The sequence below is a fragment of the Leptospira perolatii genome, from assembly GCF_002811875.1.
GTDB lineage: Bacteria > Spirochaetota > Leptospiria > Leptospirales > Leptospiraceae > Leptospira_B > Leptospira_B perolatii.
The window spans coordinates 111,048-127,737 of sequence record NZ_NPDZ01000007.1 but is presented as its reverse complement, the minus strand read 5'-3'; the positions used below and the strand labels follow the sequence as shown (position 1 = coordinate 127,737).

Sequence of the window (16,690 nt, the reverse complement as noted above, 5' to 3'; positions counted from 1 at the left end):
CGTTCGCAAGATTATTATTTATCTAAGTAAGGGAGGCCATTCTGCTCTTTCACCGAGAAATTGCGCCCTGCGCAAAGCGAAGTAAACCTTTAATAAGAATTTTCACTTTTACTAAAACGGTGAAACAGAAAGAAAAAACTTCAACGTAGATAGGAACACTTTTCAGGGGCAATACCGGTTCTGAAAGCCAAGTATGTGCTTCTATAAATTCTTTCCAAATCCCGATCCAGTTATCATCTGTCCATGCAAAACGATGGATAAAATCCTGACGAACCCTTTGAAGTTCAGGATTATTCCACCATAAATCCAGATTGTTTTTTATTTCTGACAGATGATCGGCAAGACTTTCCACAGTGTAATGAACTATTCCAACTTCTTCCATTCGACTCAGAAACATCATAGTCTCCGAATTTAGATCCATCGTTTCTTTCAATAGAATCAGATTCGTTGGGACATTCGCCCTTAGAGCTTCCAATATGAATGTTCCAAAATGATCAATAATAATCAGATCTGAATGGTCTCGGAGTTCAGAAGCGCACATTTTTTTCCATTCAACTCTAGAATCATTTTTTAATCTACCTTTCACATCTTCAAACTTGATGCCAAGTTCATTGTTATATAACGACACTGTTAAAGATCCCTTCGGGATCTGAGCCAAAATTGCCTCCATAAAACCGTGAAACATTTGCAATGATTTCAACCTATATTCTGGAAGCCAGGCCTTGCTTAATCGAAATGGCCTCATCCAGTACGATGTAGTAGCAATTCCTATTTTATGTACGTTTTTACTTGTAACACCCTGACGGCATGGTGTCGATTTATACTTTAAATTTGGAAGCGGAATGCATATGCCGGCAGAGTAGCTCGTACTTTGGTCCCACCCCCATGTTAACAAGCCATCGGAAGTAATTAGCTCGTTCCATTCAATCGCTAAACGAGCGTGATTACCGTAACCTCCGCCGTGCTGAATCGAATAATGTAACCCATGATTCTCTCGGTTTTCGGCATCGAGAATATTGCCACTTGGAATGGATATGTTCAGTGTTCGCAAATTACTTTCGATAGGGATTCTTTGATGAAAAAATCTTTCAGGCAAGAAATCCAATATTCTGTCGAAGACGTAGCTCTCAAACTCGCTTCGTGAAAAATTCTCCCGATATTTCAGAAGCACTTTTTGAAACTTTAGGATTCTTCCCTTTGATTTTGTAGGAATCCCTGCATAATATATACTAAACTGTTTATTCGACCGATTCAGATTACCAGTAATAAGGGGTTCATCATTTTTATATTCCCTTCCATTGTGATGGAAAAGAACAACAGAAGACAACGATCTGTGTTCAACTCTTGGAAAAAAATTTGAAACTCTAAACTTTCTCTCCCTTTGAAACTCACTATAAAAAACTTTTAAAGAAAGTTCATAGTGTGCACGATCACTTTCCAGCAATGGAGACAATTCATTGTAGCTTTTTATGTAATTAAGCCTTACTTTTTCTTTTAGATCGGAATATATTAATATATGAGAGGAAAGCGCCCAATCAAAAGAGGACCAATAAACCAGCTCTAAGCAAAAGTCCTTACCTCTATCCAGACGAAGTCGCTTTTCGGGAGTTTCTAAAACTAGGCATTCAGGAAGGCCCGAAATCAGACTCAATCTGCAGTACCTATCATAAATCGCTTCAATAATTAGCCTACAATGTATGATCAAGACGGATTTCCAAAAAGTCTTGGATTTTGCTACGCCATAATAGGAATTGAATGCTTCGCCCAATGCATCGACCAGCCTTAGTGTCAATTCCGATACATAATCAAAGGCCTTATGCATTTCTTGATCCTCTTTTGACCAAGGACTTTGCAACATTTCATATTTCTTATATTCTAATACATTTATATCAGGCCTATCCAAAAAACACCAAGGACCAAAGTATAAAACTTCACTCGGATTAACACCCTTCGGCATTGCTTCAGGCAAACTACTAATAACAATGAATTGTCTCGACATTAAGAAAAAACTTTCATTCCGGCTTTCTGAATATAAGCGGACATTATTTTATAAGAGGGGGAAAATTTATTTTGACCATTAATAAAGAATTTCTGAAATTTCTTATACAGCCTTGGATTTACTTCTATTTTTTCGAATTCTATTTTGCAAGATTTCCCTTCTGTAAACATAAGCACCGGCATTCCCAAAGCTCTTCCCAAATTCTTAGTACCGTCGATCCAATACTGCTTATCTACGTGGGAAAAAAGCACAAAGAGGATCGGCTTGTTTAAGGCAACAGCCATGTAGCAAGCCGTACTATTGTGAGTCACAATTAAGTCTGCGAAAGATATAACGTCTGCTGACGATCCTTGATAGGGAATAATATAAGGCGGCAAGGATGGCAGAACCACATTAGAGTTTTTTTCACTATCTGATTCAGGATGAAAGGAAAAATATATTTGATAACCCTGCTCCCTAAGCGATTCGAATAATCCTGAAAGTGTTTGATAATAGCTAACCATATCAACATCGAAAGAAATTCCAAATTGATTTACAAATGGCACATTTTGATCCAACCATACCGCTATCTTTTGTCCCTTAACATGCAAAACTGTCTTTGCCTCGCGTAGTTGATCGATTGTATGCAACCCTATTACGGGGAATTTAGTTCGAAATCCGATCGGTGCAGCATCCGGTAATTGCGCTCTATACCTAGCTCGAGTTCCATTCAACCAATAGGCCGGACCACGCCTCTGAAATACTCTTTTTAGAATTCGAAGCGCCCAAATCAAGCCATCCAAAAGCTCAGAAAGTAGATCAGATCGAGAGGAACTTAATGGCTTTATAATATTATCCCCTTCTCCATGCATTAGATAAATATATTCGAATCTCTTAATTTCTATCAAATCGATAATTTTATTAAAAAAATTCACTTTGGCCCAAGTATACAAAAGTAGCAAGACCTCCCTTGAATTGAAATTACCAAGAAATTTCAGAAAATCTGCTTCGCTTTCAAAAATTCTTAACACAAACTTTGGGTGCGGAACAAAATTTGACGGAGCCGTGAAATCATGCAAATACGCTAAAGCTACAATTTCTATTTTCCATTCGGCGGAAAAACATTCTTCAAACTTAGTAAATAGCCAATAGTCCCAAAATCTCTTGTCAACTGGCCTATCCGTAATCAAAAGTATCTTCTTTTGCAATTTATGACTGACCTAAAGAATGCAATTTCTCTTTTGATGCAGGAATAGAAAGCAGCAAATCTTCAAGTGAAATCCTCTCAAAAACTTCCAGCTTGCCTCCTCGCGTAGCATTGTATATAGTCGTGTCTTGTATTCCGCTCACTTTACGCGCCAATTCGAGACATTTAATCATAAAATTATAATGATCTCTCGTGGGCAAATATTGCTTTTCACCTGGCTTAAAATATTCTGGGTGAAAATGATTCTCATCTTTCGTGATCACGCTAAGATATTTTTCATCCTGCTCAATTCCGTCTAATTTCCAATTAAAATCCACTCCCAAAAGGTAGATCTTTTTAAACCCCATATATAAAGCATATTGCATACAAATATATATCACGGTTTGTCCGCAAAAAACATGCGGTATCGGATTTGAAAAAAACTGAGGCTTTGCATCAAAGTAGGTTTCGATTCTTTTAATCCAAATCGTGCCTTCCGTCTCTGACAATCCTTTCACTTTAGTCAAAAACTTAATCTTAGCCTCGACAGCCTCGATCCCACTCAGAGCAGATTCAATGAATGGCACATCCTCACACACATAAAAATCTGGCCTCCAATCTGTTTGATCATATATTAAATATATTTTATTGACTCCGAAGGATCTAAAACCGGTCTTTTTGACAAGCTCTAGATCATCGGCGGTCAGACTAGGACCGTTTCCTATGATAAAACAGGACTCGCCTTCATATCTTTTTCGGAGCGAAAATATTTTTCTATCATTCTCGTTATAAAAAATGCCCAAATATGGAAAAGTTCTCCGAACAAATGTGAGTAACTTTCCTTTAACCGTAGCCACGAAAGCGATGCATCGCCTTAGGAACCCTACTGCAATTTTTTTTATCATGCCTTTTTTTTGTGCAATCCTTGGATTTCCTTTTTAACGATCTTAAATACCAGATCGTTGCCCAATTCATTAATATGATGACCATCTACTTCAAAAATATATTCAGCTACAGCCTTATGGGCAAATGGGTCTAAATACTTAGAATTCGAGTATTTGGCACATTCATTTTGCAAAATTTGATTGTAAGCATTTATATCTTTTTCTGCATTGAATGTCATTCTAACTAGATAATTTCCCGGACTAGCAATCCGAATGAAGTATACGTTTACTTTTTTTTCCGATGCAGCCTGCATAAAACTCACAATATTCTCTCGAAATTTAACAGGTTCGACGTATCTATTTTCAAATATCTTTGTTAAGAAATAATGATATTTCTTAGCGATCTTTCGTACAACTTTTGATAGAAATGGAATCGCTTGAATGACTCTCAGATACCTTTGTGGAATTCCTCTTCGAACACAATCGCATATACCCAACTGAACGATAACGCAATTAGGTTTAAAATGATTTAGATAGTCGCCCATTGATTCAACTAAATTGTTTGTTGTGCCCCCTCTAATAAGAAAAGGTATAATATTATTCTTATTAAGGAAAAATTCCGAAATGCGATAGGTCCAGACCTTCTCCAACTCTAAGTCCTTTCTAGGCATACCTAGTGAATCTGCCACGATTAAGATCCGCATAAGTGATCTCATTTAGCTCCCATCAAAATACTCTCAAATACTTGGCAGTTTTGATTATGGTCTTCTAATGTTGGAATTAGTAAGCCGTCATCTTCCAAGAATGACTTTGTTTGAAGGAACAATCCAGGTTTAAATTTCTGATCGAATTCATCTGAGAGGTCCACGAATTCTACATCAACGCTTCCGATTTTCTGAATTTGTAATTTCTCTAGGGGTCTAAGAATCAATCTGTGACTCTTACTCATTAGTTCCAATCCCCATCTCCCTGCAGACTCCCAATTGGAATGATAGCTAAAAAGAACTCCAGTCTCTGTTATTCCGGAACCGACAAAGATGGATCCGTTTTCATGCCATGCAAGACTTCCAGATTTGAATGAAGCAATTTTAATTGGCTTACCTGCAAAGTAAAAGGCCAGATCCAGGACATGAGTCGAATTACCTAAAAACCAATTTGCTTTTGCTTCAGCACTTTTATTCAGATCTTTTATTACATGTGCCCACTCGGTAAATTCAAATTGAATAGAGAGCAGACCACCATCTTTCTCTATAAGCTCCCTAGCCTTTTGTACAGAGGCGTAATGCCGCCGGTTGTAAGCAACAAACACATTCACTTTTTCCTTTTGAACGATTTTTGCTAAATCTGAAATTTCTTGAAAGTTCAAGCCTGCGGGTTTCTCGACCAGAATAGATTTAATTCCATGATCGATCAAATTCTCGGTTGTTTCCTTTAGCTTTTCAATTCCGACGGCTACAATTGCTTTTGAATAAACCTCATTTGAATTCTCTTTTAAATAGTTTTTAATACCACCGGTTACAACCGAAACACCGGTTTTTTTCTGAAAGGTTTCTGCAGAAGATTGGCCAAATCCTACTACATCAAAATTAATCTGAATTGCAGTAAGAACCTTTGCATAATCTACCGCCATTGGACCGGCACCGACCAGTAACACCTTTTGGTTTAAGTTATAGGACACCGAAGCTCCGTTAGATTTCCTGAAATTTTCTTGTAATGATTAAGAAATAAGTCGAAGAGTGGCATATGTAACTTTGCCGATTCATCATATTTCGTTAAATTACATTTTCCAGTTTCAAGTATGGAAGTAACAACCTTGCAAGTGAGATCACTCTGATAATGGATCAAGAATGGCTCAACTGTTTCCAACTGATTTTCTCCATCCTTTTGAAGAAATAACACTCGTTGCTCACTTTGAAATATTAGGGCTGAAAAGGTGGCTGACTTGATGAATATCTGAATTCCTTGTCCTTCCGATAAAGTTGATGTGATTGTAAAATGTGGCCCCTTGTCGAATTTTCCTTGAATACTTCCCAGAAATTCTATATAGCCAACCCTTTTCGTCTCATACAATTCCTGCATTAAATCATTACCTTCGAGAGTATATTCGATGCTATCAGAAAGATAGCTAATCAAATCGACAAAGTGAATCGAATTACATCCCATTCCCCAATTAGATCCGGATACTGAAACTTCCTGAATCGGGTTACCTCGGAATTTTTCTTTAAGCGTTTGAAATTCAGGAAATTCTCTGCGCGCACAGTTCACCCAGGCAGTTATATTCTTAGTTTTAAGAGTTTTCTGAACTTCAAAAAAATCTTCTTTTTTCTGAAAGAGAAATTTTTCTAAAATTAAATTCTTAAATTTACCTCGCGATATGCAACTATCAAGCGCCTCTCTCCTTACGTCGGAATTAGTAGCAACAATTACAAGATCAATATTTTCCGAAACTGAATCAAAGCTAGTTTGAAAAGAGTAAAGATTCTTTGTATTTCGATCTGTTACCTCTGTCAATCTGCTCTCTGCCCTAACCAAGGATTCGCGAGAAGGGTCTATTACAAAAATGCGATTATCTCCTGGAACTCTTGACAGACCTTGAAGATGTCTGCTTCCTAACTGGCCAGCTCCTATTAATAATAATTCACTCATTGATCCGCTTTTAATAACTTTAAAGTATCTTTATAAACCAAATTTCTATATTTCCAGGACGGAATAGGTTCTCGCCTGCTCAATCTAGATATAAGGGCATCTTTTCGAATATAGATTTTCCCCTATTCCCTTCATGGCGCGTTTTGATTTTGCCCTTCGCTCTTCATTAAAAGAGGAAAATAATTGAACATAAGTATTCGTTTTCCCTTCGATAGACTCTCTAACTACGCCGTCAAAGTTCCAAAATATTAATTTGCATTTTTGAAGTTCGAGCAGTTTCTATCTCACCCAGATTTGATTGTATGTATTCCTAAATTCGCCATTTTCGAATTTATCGGCGTGACGTTTCTCTTTAAATTTGAGTCCCGCTGCTTTTAACAAAGCAACAGACTGTTTTTTTTGCTCTTCAAATTCTTCATTTATCTCAATGATGATGCCCTTCACCTTCCTTAAGACCTTCTTTCCTCCTTTGAGAATAAGATGTTCGATCCCGTCCACATCCATTTTAATGTAATCTGGTGATGGTAAATTTAGTAAAGTTATACACTGATCCATAGAAATTCCAATCGTTTTAAATTCAAACTGTTTGTTTAACTCCTTACCATCATGACCATAAGATTGACCAAACGATGATAAAGACATTCCCCAATCAGTTGAACTCATGTTGAGAGAACTCTCGGTCACAATGCTCGTTAAAGGCAATGGGACTATTACCGCCTTTGATACCAAATTATTCATAAAAATATTCCGAGCAAGCAGTTCAACATTGAAAACCGATGGTTCGAAGCAATAGACTTTACAATTTCGTGATTTGATTGCATAGCAAGTATAAAGTCCAACATTAGCACCAATATCCCAAAGTATTGAATTCTTCGGAATTGCATCAATCCACTCTAGAGTTTCCGGCTCCTTACTAGAAAAGGTTTCTATACGAAAGTAATTCATCTGATTAGGCACTGCAAATGTTAATGTAATATCATTGTGAACGATAGTTGCCTTATTCCTCATCAATGAAACGAGTATCCGTTCCAAGAAGCCTCTTCCAAAAGTTGTTAATCTTAGCAGCGAAAAAGCAATGCTGCCCAGTTTAAAGAATAATCTTTTTATTCCCCTTATAATAGCCATATACTACCCCTCTCTTCGGACTTCCTCAAGCAACTGTATCAAACCTTGTCCAAAATCCATGTGAATCCAAGGCGAGCCAACGCGCCAAGTAGAAGAAAGCACGGTCATATCGTTGTATACTTTGTGAAAACAAATTACCAAGTGCTCCGTCCTCCATCGGCGGAGATGATTGCACCGTTGATATAACTGGAAGCACTGCTCAGAAGAAATACGAGTAATCCCTGGTATTCATCCGGCTGCGCCATTCTGCCAAGAGGAATCTTATCAATTATCCTCTCTAGAAATAGCTTATCCTGGTTATTCTCCACGCCGCCTGGACAAATAGCATTGCATCGAACATTTTTTTCAGCCCAGTAAGTCGCAAGGTAGCGTGTTAATCCGATCAATCCGGCTTTTACAACTGAGTAAGTAACCGGCTTCACCGGCTGTTCATTCTCTTTCAAACCTTCTTTTCGGTATAATCGCTGATCCGGAGCAATCAGTCCTAAATCGGATGAAATATTTACGATACTGCCACCTTCGGGGTTTTGAGATATCAAATATCCGTAATATTTCGCGCAAAGATAGGAGCCTGTCAACCCGACCGTAATGTCTGCATTCCAATCACCAATTGGAAAATTTTCCAACCGAGAAAATTTCTTATCCAAGCCGACTTCGACTTTGGGATTATTCGCAGCATTGTTTACGAGGCAGTCTATTCTACCGTACTGTTCTGATACCTTACCTGAATTAATCCTGATCGCTTCTTCATCCGTTATATCTACTGCCCATCCAGAAGCCGCAACTCCATATTTTTCATTTAGAGATTTGGCAAGTTCAAGTACAGGATTCAGCTGAAGGTCAAGAAGGACCGGGTTTCCTCCGACACTTGCAACCGCGTCTGCATGTTGCCTTCCAAGCAACCCGGCTGCACCAGTAATAACTACGATTTTGTTTTTGAGCGAAAATAATGAACTTAACATTTAATGATAACTAACCGTCTGACCGCCATCAATCGTAAGGCAAGCCCCAGTAATAAACTTAGCCCGGTCTGAGCAAAGAAATAGAACAGAATCAGCAATTTCCTCCGGGCTACCGAACCTCTTCATCGGGACAGAATCCTGAATGATCTTATTCACTAGATCGGGGTCCATTTTCTGTTTTTCTTCCCAGCTTCCTCCTGGAAAGAAAACATTTCCAGGGTTAATGCAATTCACACGAATTTCAGGAGCCAACTTTCTAGCTAGATTCTTTGACAGAGTCAAGAGAGCAGATTTTGCCACTGAATAATCGGTCGGCGCCCCGATTGACTCAAGTCCAGCGATGGAGCCTATAAAAAGAATTACTCCTTTTGCGGCCCTCAATAGATCAAGCGATTCCCTCACGACGATTTCACTTGAGCGAAAATTAATATTCCATGTTTGCAAGAACCTGTCTTCCGAGGGCAGAGGATCTTTTACACTACGGCCATCTCCTACATTTGCGACCAGTATATCAACTCCGCCTAAATTGGATTCGAAGTACTTTATCGCTGATCTTACTTCTATAGAATTCGTTGTGTCTGCTAAATACATTGAGACCCTTTGGACTCCGAATTCTGCTTTTAATTGAAGGTATACGCTTTCTAACTTTTCTCGTCCTCGCGCAATCAGGCCGACATTTGCACCTTCGCTTAAGAAAGCTTTAGCAACTGCTAGTCCAATCCCACGAGAACTCCCTGAGATAATTACTTTCTTGTTTCCTAACTCTAGATTCAAATTATCTTTTACTGAATTATTTTTTGAAGCGGTACGGAGTCGGGGCATCCGATTTGTTAGCAGAATCAGTATTATTCCAAATCTTGATTTGTTTCTCGATATCAATTCCGACATTTTCGGACCATTGATTGATTAGCTTCTTAAACCCGCTACCCACCGCGCCATTACCAATTGGAAGTCCATTCAATTGAGTCACCGGTAGCATGCAAAAGGGAGTGCCCGTCATGAATGCTTCGTCCGCGGTAAAAACATCATAAGGTTCTATATTTTTCTCCATGGCTGTCATTCCTAACTGCGTAGCGAGTTCGTTCATCACATAATCCCTGGAAATCCCTCTCAGAATATTTCTACCTTCTGGAGAGATTATGCAATTATCCTTTATTATAAAAAAATTATCTCCGGTTCCTTCGGCTATAAAACCTTCCGGATCTAATAATAGAGCCCAATTATTATCACCAGGAATCATCGAGGCCTCTATGTTCGCCATAAGATAGTGTATTCTACTTCGATTTTTGATTTTCGGATCGAGCAATGTTCCAGGAATTGCTCTTTGCGATGTAATCACAGCATTGATTCCAGTATCAAATAAAGTGCCCATTCCTGCCACAGTCCATCTTAGCGGAAAATCTGCGATCACCACGTTAGGCCCTTTATGCAAACCATGAACACCTTGGTAGATTCCCAGAGTGCCCCTAGATACATCGATCATTAGCCGGTGCTCGTCATCCGCTCCGAAGAGGTGATCATTGGCCTCAATCGTTTCGTAACAATGTTTTTCCATCTGTTCGATCGTCAGATTCAGTGGAATTCGGAGAATTTTTATCCCCCAAAAAAGTCGTTCTAGGTGTTCCCTTAACTTAAATTGTTTCTTTTTGAATGATCTGGTCATTTCGAAGACCATATCTCCAAACATTAGGGCTGAGTCATAAATCGAAATCTTTGCATCAGATTCCGAAACCAACTTTCCATTCATAAAAACTACGCGACCGCTATCTTGCATTTAACCACTTCACAATTAATTATTGTACTAAAATAAAGGATTTCATTATTGATTCACAAAGCTTCAAAGATTCTATGGAGTCAATTTCAAACATCTTCCAGAACTCCATTTCAACCATGCCGATTTTTCCACCAAAACGATTATTATGTTTTCTTAATATTTCTGGCAGAAAGATATAAAACGAGCCATTTTCGATGTATTGAGGTGAATGATCCTGACGCCTTTTCCTGTTTCGCCAATCATAATTAATACTCTCTAATTCTCCCCCACCTTTTCTTTCCCAAAAATATATATCTTCAGCGACACTACAGGAAAACAAGGAGTCGTATTGATTCTTCTTGAAGGCCTCAATTCCATTTTCTATATCAGAAGAATTGCGCACCGGAGAGGTAACTTGGGGTGCTATGACAAGTTCAATCTTGCCAATTTTAGCCTCTATATAATCGATCGCGTGTAGCCATCCTGATTCGGAAGTAGCCACATCATTTGCTAATATTGAGTCTCGAACTATTCTTTTCGCGCCATAGGATTCGCCGATTGAAAGTATCTCCTCGCTATCCGAGCTAACCCAAACGGAATCGATACCCTTCGCATTTATGCATTGCTCGATAGTCCAAGCTAACAATGGCTTACCGCAAAAATCGATAATGTTCTTTCGTGGGATTCCCTTCGAACCGCCTCTAGCGAGTATTATCGCAACTGTACTCATTTTGGATCCCGTAAAAAGAAATTTCTAATCCAGTTCAATTGGCTTTCAAAAACTTGTAGGCCTTCGTCATCGCGATATGATTGCATTACAAACGGTCCGGAATAATTCATTTTTCCCAATAGATTAAAAATTTTTGTAAATTCAGTAGCCCCAGTACCAAACATCACTGAACCTCCACCCAACAAACGATCCTTAAGGTGAATATCCGAAATCTTATTCCCGTAACATTTAAATTCTTCTTCTGGATCATAGCCCAATGAAGCACTATTTCCAGTATCGTAATTGACTGTCACGAAATTAGAATCGAAGCGATTCACTAATTCTGCAAATGGTTCCGGAGGTAAATCTGTTTCCAGAGATAAGTTTATGTTGCACAGTTCTGCTAAATTGACTAAAGACATTAGATTTTCATAAAATCTATCCTGGGCTTCTTTGTCTTTAATACTAGATTGGTCAACGCAAGGGATCACAATATCTGTTAACCCGAGAATCTTCCCACGGTTCAGCAGATCCTTTAGGATTTTCTGACTATGCCTCGAAACTGCTTCATCAGCATGGTGAAGGGGTGCTTCCATAAAATAATCCGCACAGACTGTGTATACGGAAACACCTGTTTCGTTTATTAATTCGAGAATAGTATCCAATCCTGCACTGCTCATCAGAGGATTGATTTCGAAATCATTATAATCCAAAATAAATTCGATGCAATCGAGGTCGTAACCTGCTGCTTTATAAAACTCTTCTTGCCAATAACCGATAGGATGGGCTTGAAATCTTCCTTGGTATTTCGGTAAAAGCCTTCCTTGCATTACACCGAACGGATTTTGCCCTTTTTGTTTATAACTCATAAATTATTGTTTAAAATATCCGGTTTCGACTAACGCACAAACAATATGCCCAATCATAATGTGAGATTCTTGAATCCGCTCCGTTCGATTCGAAGGAACTTTGATGCAGGTGCACAAATCGGCCATTTTCCCACCGGATTGACCCGTAAAACCGATCACATTGAGTCCTTTAGTAAGGCCTACTCCTATAGCGGCAATTATATTGGGGCTATTCCCACTAGTACTAATTGGGATAAAAACATCCTGAGCGTTTGCAATCGAATCTAATTCCCTGGCGAATACTTTATCATAGCCATAATCGTTAGCGATTGCACTCATTGAGGAACTATTTGTCCCCAAAGCAATCGAAGCAAGCGGACCTCTATCAAATTGAAGTCGAGAAACTAATTCGGCGGAAAGATGTTGAGAGTCCGCAAAACTTCCGCCATTACCAGCGAAGATAACTTTTCCACCCTTCTTGAGAGACAGGATGCAACTGTTGGCGAGCGTTTCTATTTGTTCCAATATTTGAGTTTCGCTCAATATTGCTTTCTTAACATCGATGGAAGCCTGAATCGTATTTACAATTTCTTGATGCGTATTCATAGTAAGCCTTCCAGTCTTTCTAGAGAAATCCAAAATCCTTCACCGCCATTTTTATGGCCTTGCCAAATTTCAGGAATAAAAGATGCTTTTGGGCAACCCTTCAGCAAGATTTCTCCTAACTTAACAAAATTGATTTCTCCCTCCCCTACCTGAAGTCCCTCGCCATTGAGGCCTTTCGCATCTCCTAAATGCAAATGAGCAGAGTACGGAGCTATTCTGCTTGAAAATTCATAGAAATCGAATCCGAAATAATTACACGTCAGCATGCTATGCGATACATCGTAACACATTCGCAAATTTAATTTAGTGCACCATTCTTCAATTTCATCGATCCGAACAAATAAGTTTTGGTATCTCTGACCACCAAAGTGCCAAGGAAAAGGAGCCATAGTTTGTGGAATTATTTCCACTCCATTCATATCCAATTCTTTTAAACTCTCTGCAATCCTTTCGTAATAGGACGGTATTACTTCTTTCGGCAAAGGTGAGTCCATGGTAAATCCACCGATGTTTGCAACAATGAGTGGCTTTTTCGTATTCGGGAAATACTTATTCAAATTCCGCGTAATATCGATTACTCTCTGAGTTTCTTTTAACGAGATTTTGCGATAGTTATCATCTGGTGAAGCAAGATCCATCAGATGACTTCCCGCAAATAGCTCAGGTGCGTGAACAACGTAATCGCAGGAATACTCCCCGCTAAGATAATTTGCCGGATCCAAATCCATATCTGAGTATGATAAATGGAATTCAAAAAGGTCCGGGGTTATTCTTTCATTATAATCTTTGAAATCGTGATATCTTACAGGAACGCCCCAACGTAATTTGAAATGATATTTTCTTGGCTCAACTCGAGTGTCTTGAAGATCTGTTTCGTAAAAAAAATCTTCTTCTGCTAAATCTCTGTTTAAAGTTCTTCCGATCAGGATTTCATACTTTTGCGGAGAAAGCCCCTGACCCGGACTTAAAACTTTGATATCCTTTGCCTCGACTACTTTGCCTTTTTTGAGTTCAGTGGCAGCAACTAAGCTTTTCGCAAGATTCTCTCGGTTGATCATTTCGCCTTGGCTTAGATTCCTCTCAAAATTTGAACTTCCCAAAGCTTGTTCAATTTCTCTAATACCTTCGATTAATTTTTCGAACTCCTTGGGCTCTAAGCTAGCCGCGTGATCTGGGCCCTCCATCTGACGATCGAGTGTCAAATGTCTTTCTACTACACAGGCTCCTAATGCGACCGCTCCGATTGTAACTGCGATTCCTCTCTCGTGGCCCGAATACCCGACAAGCGGATGAATTTTCTTAAGATTTTCTATCCACTTTAAATTAATGTCATGGAGTGGTGCTGGATAGGTGCTATTGCAATGTAACAATACAAAGTCTACGTTACGCTTATTCAGGAAATCGACCGTTACCTTAATTTCGTCAGTGCGGCTCATCCCAGTGGAAAGTATCAGTGGTTTCTTTGTCTTTGCAAGTTGGTCTATTAAAGGTAGATTGGTAAGATCAGCTGAGGCTACTTTATATCCAGGCACATCAAAAGATTCAAGGACTTTGATACTTTCATCATCCCAAGGAGTGCACAAATAAAGAATTCCTTTCTTTTTGCAATATTCGGAAATTTTCCGATGCTCTTCAACCGGCAATTCGAACTTATTCAATAAATCTAATATGTATTCGGTTCCTAGATCTTCGCCAGACTTACTCAAACTTCTTTTTCGATAAATCTTGGTTAGGTGCCGCATCTGAAACTTGACGCAATCCGCACCGATTTCAATTGCTCGATCAACTAACTGATATGCTTTTTTGGGATCACCGTTATGATTATTCCCAATTTCAGCAATGACGAAAGTTTTCGAATTCCCTATCTCGAAATCTCTAATTTTAATCATAAAAGCGATGAATCCTTAAAATTCCTAGTTTCCCGAACTGTCCATGCCTGAAGTCCATGTTGATCGAAAAGAAAAGGCTTATAATTTAGTGAGTTTGCTTGAAGCCAATCGAGTAACTCATAGCGAGAATCTGGAGTTACGTAGAATAGAAAAAAGCCACCTCCTCCTGCTCCTAAAAGTTTTCCTCCGATGGCACCATTTTTCCGAGCGCCATCATAAATGGAATCTAAAGCGCTATTACTTATCTTACTTCCAAGCTTTCTCTTAATCTCCCAAGCTTTATGTAAAGACTGTCCAAACTGAAGCAATCGACCGCGCAGTAAGTCATTGCGCATCTGATAAGTAAGCTCAACATTCGCTTGCACTTGCTTCTTGATTTCATCGGTTGCCATCTGCTTCTTTTGATCATCGTGAACATCGCCAGAATCGTGCGTTGTCGCTGTATCACATAGGATTAGGCTTTCTTCTAATTCGATCAAGGTATCATGCGCGATTCTTAATGGATGAACAATATTTTGCTCCATCTCAAATTCCATAAAATTGAAACCACCGAATACTGTAGCATATTGATCTTGCCATCCTCCGGATATACTTAGTTGCAATCGTTCTGCTTGGAATGCAAGCTCAGCAATCTCATGCTGGTCCCATTTATCTTGTCGAAATTGATTAAAACAACCTATAACAGCTGCAGAAATAACGGCTGATCCTCCTAGGCCGGAGTTCATCGGAAAATCCGAATGTAAATAAAGCTCAAAACCGAAATCAGGTTTTATTATTTTAATCAATGCTTGAATTAAGCGAAACTTTCCCTGGTAGGATTTAAATGAATCGAAATCTTGAAATTCAATCGTTTCCTTCAGATCAGCAGACTTAATAATAATTCGCCAATCATCACGAATTTTCAAAGTTGCATGACTATATAATGATATTGTGGTATTAATTACAGCGCCACGGTAATCCGTAAAATAATGCGTCAAATCAGATCCGCCGCCGCCAAAACTAATTCGAACCGGCGCTCTAGCTCTAGCATAAACTCTTACTTCTTGCTGAATAGGAATCTCGTCCCTACTAACAACGGAGATCAATTTTCGATCCGCATCCAATAAAGGTATTACCCTTATCTTGCTATCCAGTTGTTTTAATAAATTCTCCCTCGGCGTTTCAGCATTAGCCCACACAAAATTACGATTTGCGCAATGCAGAATTGGAGAGTCAAGATTTGAACCTTTTAGTAGCTCCCTGCGTATATCTCCATCAGTAGCTAAACCAACGATCGAATTAGATTCATTAGCAAGGAGTATAATTCCGTGATGATTCGATTCGATTTTTAAAAGTGCATCTCTCAGCGAGGAATTTTCAGAAATTATAAATGGATCTAAATTCATAACTTAAACTTTCTCTCGGATCTGGTCCAGAGGATAAATCTTTCATAATCTTGAGGGATTCCTATGTCGATGAAATCCACATTCAATGGAAAACCATTCAATTTTCCTGATTTTATCAATTCAGGAAATAGATTTGTCTCCATTGAAAAAGGCTCTCCGTTCCAATTTGCAAAATGTTCAGGAGAAAGTTTATACATTCCAGCATTGATCCATCCGGGTTGCCCTTTCTGTTGCTTTTCAGTAATCCGAACTACTTTCCCATTTTGAAGTATGACTTCTCCGTATCTATCGGTATTATCAACTTCAACCACTGACATACAAGGTTCAAGCTGCTGACTCAACTCACTAGCTCCGCCGCCAAGCCAAGTGTCCGCGTTTGCCACAATAAAACTATTTTCTATATTATGCTGCCTGATTGCAAACGCTACCGCGCCTCCCGTACCTAAAGGTTCCTCCTCAACAGTCCAATTCACATTACATCCTTTTAATAGGTCTTCTTGACGTTCACATAAAAATTTAATTATCTTCGCAGACTGGTGGTGCAAAAGGAAGGTAAAATCCGTAAAGCCTTGGCGCTTCCAACTTTCTAAACAATATTCCAAAAAAGGACGACCACCGACAGGAGCTAAAGGCTTTGGAACATCGGAGACTACAGATCTTAATCGAGTTCCAAAGCCTCCTGCCAAAATAAGAATATGTTTCGTTTCGGATTCCATTGT

16 protein-coding genes are annotated in these 16,690 nt (G+C 38.9%); all 16 read right to left on the bottom strand.

Going from position 1 to position 16,690, the window contains the following annotated elements; all coding sequences use genetic code 11:
- Positions 1-49: 49 nt before the first annotated feature.
- Positions 50-1,822, bottom strand: a complete 1,773-nt coding sequence (locus CH373_RS12325) for a hypothetical protein (RefSeq protein WP_125169940.1) — start codon at positions 1,820-1,822, stop codon at positions 50-52.
- 176 nt (positions 1,823-1,998) lie between these two features.
- Positions 1,999-3,186 carry a glycosyltransferase family 9 protein gene (locus CH373_RS12320; RefSeq protein WP_100713237.1) on the bottom strand — a complete coding sequence of 396 codons (1,188 nt, stop codon included), beginning with the start codon at positions 3,184-3,186 and terminating at the stop codon, positions 1,999-2,001.
- Between the two features lies 1 nt (position 3,187).
- The gene (locus CH373_RS12315) at positions 3,188-4,069 is read right to left on the bottom strand and encodes a 6-hydroxymethylpterin diphosphokinase MptE-like protein (protein ID WP_100713238.1); all 882 of its coding nucleotides are present in this window, start codon (positions 4,067-4,069) and stop codon (positions 3,188-3,190) included.
- Positions 4,066-4,764: a hypothetical protein gene (locus tag CH373_RS12310; protein ID WP_100713239.1), complete on the bottom strand. Its 699-nt coding sequence runs from the start codon at positions 4,762-4,764 to the stop codon at positions 4,066-4,068. The genes CH373_RS12315 and CH373_RS12310 overlap by 4 nt, the downstream gene beginning before the upstream one ends.
- Positions 4,761-5,726 carry a Gfo/Idh/MocA family protein gene (locus CH373_RS12305; RefSeq protein ID WP_207761450.1) on the bottom strand — a complete coding sequence of 322 codons (966 nt, stop codon included), beginning with the start codon at positions 5,724-5,726 and terminating at the stop codon, positions 4,761-4,763. Before CH373_RS12305 ends, CH373_RS12310 begins: the two co-directional genes overlap by 4 nt.
- Entirely contained in the window at positions 5,711-6,694 is a 984-nt protein-coding gene (locus CH373_RS12300) for a Gfo/Idh/MocA family oxidoreductase (RefSeq protein WP_100713240.1), read from the bottom strand. The genes CH373_RS12305 and CH373_RS12300 overlap by 16 nt, the downstream gene beginning before the upstream one ends.
- 279 nt (positions 6,695-6,973) lie before the next feature.
- Complete coding sequence (locus tag CH373_RS12295; protein WP_423789764.1) at positions 6,974-7,813, bottom strand: FkbM family methyltransferase; 840 nt, start codon at positions 7,811-7,813, stop codon at positions 6,974-6,976.
- Positions 7,814-7,953: 140 nt separating this feature from the next.
- On the bottom strand, positions 7,954-8,781 hold the full coding sequence (locus tag CH373_RS12290; RefSeq protein ID WP_100713242.1) for an SDR family oxidoreductase: 828 nt from the start codon (positions 8,779-8,781) through the stop codon (positions 7,954-7,956).
- Complete coding sequence (locus tag CH373_RS12285) at positions 8,782-9,555, bottom strand: SDR family NAD(P)-dependent oxidoreductase (RefSeq protein WP_100713344.1); 774 nt, start codon at positions 9,553-9,555, stop codon at positions 8,782-8,784.
- A 16-nt stretch (positions 9,556-9,571) separates the two neighbouring features.
- Positions 9,572-10,555 (bottom strand): aminotransferase class IV, encoded by a 984-nt coding sequence (locus CH373_RS12280; protein WP_100713243.1) that lies wholly within the window; start codon positions 10,553-10,555, stop codon positions 9,572-9,574.
- A gap of 19 nt (positions 10,556-10,574) precedes the next feature.
- Positions 10,575-11,264 carry an acylneuraminate cytidylyltransferase family protein gene (locus CH373_RS12275; protein ID WP_100713244.1) on the bottom strand — a complete coding sequence of 230 codons (690 nt, stop codon included), beginning with the start codon at positions 11,262-11,264 and terminating at the stop codon, positions 10,575-10,577.
- Positions 11,261-12,112, bottom strand: coding sequence for a sugar phosphate isomerase/epimerase family protein (locus tag CH373_RS12270; RefSeq protein WP_207761451.1), 852 nt, complete (start codon positions 12,110-12,112; stop codon positions 11,261-11,263). Before CH373_RS12270 ends, CH373_RS12275 begins: the two co-directional genes overlap by 4 nt.
- Before the next feature lie 3 nt (positions 12,113-12,115).
- Positions 12,116-12,697, bottom strand: a complete 582-nt coding sequence (locus tag CH373_RS12265; protein ID WP_100713245.1) for a D-sedoheptulose-7-phosphate isomerase — start codon at positions 12,695-12,697, stop codon at positions 12,116-12,118.
- The gene (locus tag CH373_RS12260; RefSeq protein ID WP_100713246.1) at positions 12,694-14,586 is read right to left on the bottom strand and encodes an N-acetylneuraminate synthase family protein; all 1,893 of its coding nucleotides are present in this window, start codon (positions 14,584-14,586) and stop codon (positions 12,694-12,696) included. The genes CH373_RS12265 and CH373_RS12260 overlap by 4 nt, the downstream gene beginning before the upstream one ends.
- On the bottom strand, positions 14,583-15,971 hold the full coding sequence (locus tag CH373_RS12255) for a GHMP family kinase ATP-binding protein (protein ID WP_100713247.1): 1,389 nt from the start codon (positions 15,969-15,971) through the stop codon (positions 14,583-14,585). The genes CH373_RS12260 and CH373_RS12255 overlap by 4 nt, the downstream gene beginning before the upstream one ends.
- Positions 15,968-16,687, bottom strand: coding sequence for a sugar phosphate nucleotidyltransferase (locus CH373_RS12250; RefSeq protein ID WP_100713248.1), 720 nt, complete (start codon positions 16,685-16,687; stop codon positions 15,968-15,970). Before CH373_RS12250 ends, CH373_RS12255 begins: the two co-directional genes overlap by 4 nt.
- Positions 16,688-16,690 lie beyond the last annotated feature (3 nt).

Bases quoted from the DNA above. Each gene is read 5' to 3' on its own strand.
- CH373_RS12280 (WP_100713243.1), bottom strand. From the start codon at position 10,555: ATGCAAGATAGCGGTCGCGTAGTTTTTATGAATGGAAAGTTGGTTTCG.
- CH373_RS12255 (WP_100713247.1), bottom strand. From the start codon at position 15,971: ATGAATTTAGATCCATTTATAATTTCTGAAAATTCCTCGCTGAGAGAT.
- CH373_RS12250 (WP_100713248.1), bottom strand. From the start codon at position 16,687: ATGGAATCCGAAACGAAACATATTCTTATTTTGGCAGGAGGCTTTGGA.
- CH373_RS12315 (WP_100713238.1), bottom strand. From the start codon at position 4,069: ATGATAAAAAAAATTGCAGTAGGGTTCCTAAGGCGATGCATCGCTTTC.
- CH373_RS12260 (WP_100713246.1), bottom strand. From the start codon at position 14,586: ATGATTAAAATTAGAGATTTCGAGATAGGGAATTCGAAAACTTTCGTC.
- CH373_RS12300 (WP_100713240.1), bottom strand. From the start codon at position 6,694: ATGAGTGAATTATTATTAATAGGAGCTGGCCAGTTAGGAAGCAGACAT.
- CH373_RS12265 (WP_100713245.1), bottom strand. From the start codon at position 12,697: ATGAATACGCATCAAGAAATTGTAAATACGATTCAGGCTTCCATCGAT.
- CH373_RS12310 (WP_100713239.1), bottom strand. From the start codon at position 4,764: ATGAGATCACTTATGCGGATCTTAATCGTGGCAGATTCACTAGGTATG.
- CH373_RS12270 (WP_207761451.1), bottom strand. From the start codon at position 12,112: ATGAGTTATAAACAAAAAGGGCAAAATCCGTTCGGTGTAATGCAAGGA.
- CH373_RS12325 (WP_125169940.1), bottom strand. From the start codon at position 1,822: ATGCATAAGGCCTTTGATTATGTATCGGAATTGACACTAAGGCTGGTC.
- CH373_RS12275 (WP_100713244.1), bottom strand. From the start codon at position 11,264: ATGAGTACAGTTGCGATAATACTCGCTAGAGGCGGTTCGAAGGGAATC.
- CH373_RS12290 (WP_100713242.1), bottom strand. From the start codon at position 8,781: ATGTTAAGTTCATTATTTTCGCTCAAAAACAAAATCGTAGTTATTACT.